This window comes from Arthrobacter agilis (genome assembly GCF_002953615.1).
Taxonomy (GTDB): Bacteria; Actinomycetota; Actinomycetes; order Actinomycetales; family Micrococcaceae; genus Arthrobacter_D; species Arthrobacter_D agilis_B.
This window is the reverse complement of the sequence record NZ_CP024915.1, coordinates 383,413-387,210: the sequence shown is the minus strand read 5'-3', so window position 1 is coordinate 387,210 and position 3,798 is coordinate 383,413. Positions and strand designations below refer to the sequence as shown.

At 70.2% G+C, this 3,798-nt stretch carries 4 protein-coding genes, 1 tRNA gene and 1 other RNA gene; 4 read left to right on the top strand and 2 right to left on the bottom strand.

Annotation, left to right across the window (positions count from 1 at the left end; genetic code table 11):
- Positions 1–904 (top strand): hypothetical protein (locus CVO76_RS01915; protein WP_432206119.1); only part of this gene is annotated, 904 nt, incomplete at its 5' end.
- 23 nt (positions 905–927) lie between these two features.
- Here the strand turns inward: CVO76_RS01915 and CVO76_RS01910 are convergent.
- Complete coding sequence (locus tag CVO76_RS01910; protein WP_208740487.1) at positions 928–1,431, bottom strand: glutathione peroxidase; 504 nt, start codon at positions 1,429–1,431, stop codon at positions 928–930.
- Between the two features lie 185 nt (positions 1,432–1,616).
- On the opposite strand from CVO76_RS01910, the gene CVO76_RS01905 reads away from it, so the two are divergent.
- Positions 1,617–2,534, top strand: coding sequence for an oxygenase MpaB family protein (locus CVO76_RS01905; protein WP_208740486.1), 918 nt, complete (start codon positions 1,617–1,619; stop codon positions 2,532–2,534).
- Positions 2,535–2,583: 49 nt separating this feature from the next.
- On the opposite strand, the gene CVO76_RS01900 is transcribed toward CVO76_RS01905, so the two are convergent.
- A tRNA-Ser gene (locus CVO76_RS01900) sits at positions 2,584–2,668 on the bottom strand.
- Positions 2,669–2,780: 112 nt separating this feature from the next.
- On the opposite strand from CVO76_RS01900, the gene ffs reads away from it, so the two are divergent.
- Together ffs and gluQRS are read left to right on the top strand one after the other, a co-directional pair.
- An RNA gene (ffs, locus tag CVO76_RS01895) (signal recognition particle sRNA small type) lies at positions 2,781–2,876 on the top strand.
- Between the two features lie 31 nt (positions 2,877–2,907).
- Positions 2,908–3,798 (top strand): tRNA glutamyl-Q(34) synthetase GluQRS (gene gluQRS / locus CVO76_RS01890; protein WP_208740485.1); only part of this gene is annotated, 891 nt, incomplete at its 3' end.

Sequence of the window (3,798 nt, the reverse complement as noted above, 5' to 3'; positions counted from 1 at the left end):
CCAGACCGCCACCCCCGACGCCCCCGCCGTTCCCGGTCCCCGTGACGGGGTGCCCGTCCAGGGCCTCCTGCTGGACGTCGACGGCCCCGTCGCGAGCCCCGTCACGCGCACCGTTCCTGCCGGGATCATCGCCGACCTGCTCACCCTCGCCTCGGCGGGCTGGCCGGTCGTCTTCAACACGGGCCGCTCCGACGCCTTCATCCGGGAGCAGGTCATGGAGCCGATGCTCGCCGTGGGGATCCCGTCCGGCGTCACCTTCCACGCGGTCTGCGAGAAGGGGGCCACCTGGTTCTCCTTCACGGCCGACGGCGCCGGCCAGGTCTTCGTCGACCGGGAGCTCGCGCTGCCGACCAGCTTCGCCGACGACGTCCGGGACCTCGTCGAGGAGAAGTACGCGGACCTGATGTTCTTCGACGAGACCAAGCTGTCCATGGTGTCCGTCGAGCAGTCCCTCGACGCCACGAACGCCGCCTACCTCGAGGGCCAGCGCCTGTTCGACGACGACGCCCTCGACATCCTGCACAGCCATGACATGGGCGCGTGCCGGCTGGACCGCGAGGAGCCGAACAGCCACGGGGACATCGACTACCGCGTGGACCCGACGATCATCTCCACCGACATCGAGTCGGTGCGTGTGGGCAAGGACCTCGGTGCCGAGCGTGCCCTGACCCTCGTCGCACCGCTCACGGAGGTGCCCTCCACCTGGCGGACGGTCGGCGATTCCCGCACCGATTACGCCATGGCCGACTACCTGCACGAACAGGGCTTCGACGTCGCGCACGTGGACGTCCGCCCTGCGGACGGGGTGCCCGTGAAGCCCTACGAGGTCATGACGGAGGGCCGGCTCGTCCACGAGGAGGCCGGGGCGGCCTTCCTCGCACGCTGCGTCGCCTCGCTCGGCTGACGCCTCGTCCCGGCGGAGGCCTCTCAGGCCGCGGGCCGCGCCAGGACGTCCTCGATCGCCGCGATGACCTCGGGGGCGCCGGGCTCCACCGTCGGCGCGAAGCGGGCGACGATCTCGCCGTCGCGGTTCACGAGGAACTTCTCGAAGTTCCACTTCACGAGGCCGGGCAGGACCCCGTTCCTGAACTCCGTGAGCTGCCGGTACAGCGGGTGCTGGTCCTTGCCCCGCACATCGCCCTTGGTCAGGAGCGGGAACGTCACGCCGAACGTGGTCGAGCAGAACTCGGCGATCTCGTCGTCGTTCCCCGGTTCCTGTCCCAGGAACTGGTTGCAGGGCATCCCGAGGACCACGAGCCCCGCCGCGGCGTAGGTGGAGTACAGCTCCTCGAGGGCCGCGTACTGGGGGGTGAAGCCGCACTTCGAGGCGACGTTCACCACCAGCACGGGCTGTCCACGGAAATCGCCGAAGGTCTTCCTGCTGCCGTCGTTCATGGTGAGGTCGATCCCGTACAGGCCGGACGAGGACATGGGCTGCTCCCTGGTAGGTGGTCGTGATCCTGCTTCGTTCAGCCCCGCCGCGTGGATTGCCTGCCCGATGATGCGGGAGGCAGGAGCAAATGCGCCCGGGGAGACGTTGGAAGCAACGACGGCCGAGGAGGCCGCGCACACCGCCCGCCGAATCGGCTGCGGTTCCCAACAGGATAGGTGGTCGCATGGGTTTGATCGACACGTGGAAGCTGCAGCTCCGGACCACCTTCACCGACGGCGATCCGGCGATCCCCCAGTGGCAGTTCGAATTCGAGAAGGGTGACGACGTCGGGTACTTCCCGGTGGACTCGGCCGTCTGGACGGTGCACAGCTCGATGACGCCGACCGTCGCCGGCATCCGCGCGCTCCTGCTGCAGACGCTCCACCCCGGGGCGATGGCGGGTGTGCATGCGCATTCCGGCTTCCGGGAGGAGCCGCTCGGCCGGCTCGCAAACACCATCCGCTGGATCTTCACGGTGACGTACGGGTCCACGGAGGCGGCTCAAGACGGCTCGGCCTTCGTGCAGAGGCTGCATACGAGGGTGAACGGCACGTATCTCGACAGCCGTGGCGAGGAGAGGCCCTATTCGGCGGGCGATCCCGACCTCATCCGGTGGGTGCACCTCGCGTTCACGGATGCCTTCGTGGCCTCCCATGCCGCCTACGGCGGACGCATCCCGGGCGGAGCGGACCAGTACGTCGCGGAGTGGGCGCAGGCCGGCGAAGTGATGGGCCTCGAGGATCCGCCGCGGTCCGAGGCGGAGCTCGCATCGCAACTCGCCGCGTTCGATGCCGAGCTCACCGACAGCGAACAGGTCCAGGAGGCCCTGACCTACATCCGCCGTCCTCCGCTCCCCCGGTCCCAACGCCTCGGGTACCAGGTGCTGTTCGCGGGAGCCGTCGCGACCCTCGACCCCAGGCACCGCGAGCTGCTCGGCCTCCGGGTCCCCTCGCTCGGACCGGTCCGCCTGCCGATCCGGACGGCGGTGCGCCTCGTGCTCGGCGTGATCCGGCTGGGGCTCGGACCCGAAGGGCCCGCGGAGAAGGCCGCGAAGACCCGGATCCGCCGGCTGGGCGGATCCGCCGGCACGACGGCGCATTAAACAGCAGGACCCCGGCCGGGGCCGGGGTCCTGCTGGTGGAGCAACAAGGCGGAGGATGGGGGATTTGAACCCCCGAGGGCGTTAACCCAACACGCGTTCCAGGCGTGCGCCATAGGCCGCTAGGCGAATCCTCCTCATTTGGAGCAGATACCAGAATACCCATACAAGTGGATCCTGCCGAATCGTGCCGTCCGCGGGGCTGTGTCGTCGGGTCGAAAGCCGTCCTTCCGACTGTGTAGACTATTTCCCGGCCCCTCATGTGGTGTCATCCTGTGAACTCCCCCAGGACCGGAAGGTAGCAAGGGTAAGCGGGCTCTGGCAGGTGCATGGGGGGTCTTCACTTTAAGCACGGCGGCAGCGGGAGGTCGGAGCGGTGGCACACCAGGGCGCCGGACGGTTCGCTCCCAGCCCCTCCGGCCGGCTGCATGTCGGCAATCTCCGCACCGCCGTCCTCGCCTGGCTGTTCGCCCGCTCCACGGGTCGGCACTTCCTGGTCCGCGTCGAGGACCTGGACCGTGTCCGTGCCGGAGCCGAGGAGCATCAGCTGGCCGAGCTGGCCGCACTGGGTCTCGTCTCCGACGCGCCGGTCATCCGGCAGAGTGGGCAGGCCGGCCGCTATGCGGCGGCGCTGGACCTCCTGGCCGGACAGGGCCTCGTCTACGAGTGCTTCTGTACGCGGCGGGACATCGCCGAGGCGGCGAGCGCCCCCCATGCCCGGCCGGGCTTCTACCCCGGCACGTGCCGCAGCCTCAGCGAGGACCAGCGGAGCGTCCTGCGTGCGCAGCGCCCACCCGCGCTGCGTCTGCGGTCCGGCGTCGGGTCGTGGACCGTCGAGGACCTGCTGGCCGGCCACGTCACCGCTCCGGTGGACGATTTCGTGCTGCGACGGAACGACGGCGTCGTCGCCTACAACCTCGCCGTGGTGGTCGATGACGCCGCGCAGGGCATCGACCAGGTGGTGCGGGGGGACGACCTGCTCGATTCCGCGCCCCGCCAGGCCTACCTCGCCTCCCTGCTCGGGCTGCCCGTCCCCGTGTACGCCCATGTGCCCCTCGCGGTCTCCCCGGCGGGGCGTCGGTTGGCGAAACGGGACGGCGCCGTGACGCTGGAGGACCTCGCCGGCCTGGGCTGGACCCCCGCCAGGGTCCTGGCCGTGATCCTGGCGTCCCTCGGCCTTCCCGGCCGATCGCTGGAGGCGGCCCTGGCCGCCTTCGACCCCGACCGGCTGCCCGACGAGCCGTGGATCGTGGACCCCGCCACGCTG

Excerpts from the sequence above, each read along its gene's own strand:
- CVO76_RS01910 (WP_208740487.1), bottom strand. The coding sequence starts at position 1,431 with ATGTCCTCGTCCGGCCTGTACGGGATCGACCTCACCATGAACGACGGC.
- CVO76_RS01905 (WP_208740486.1), top strand. The coding sequence starts at position 1,617 with ATGGGTTTGATCGACACGTGGAAGCTGCAGCTCCGGACCACCTTCACC.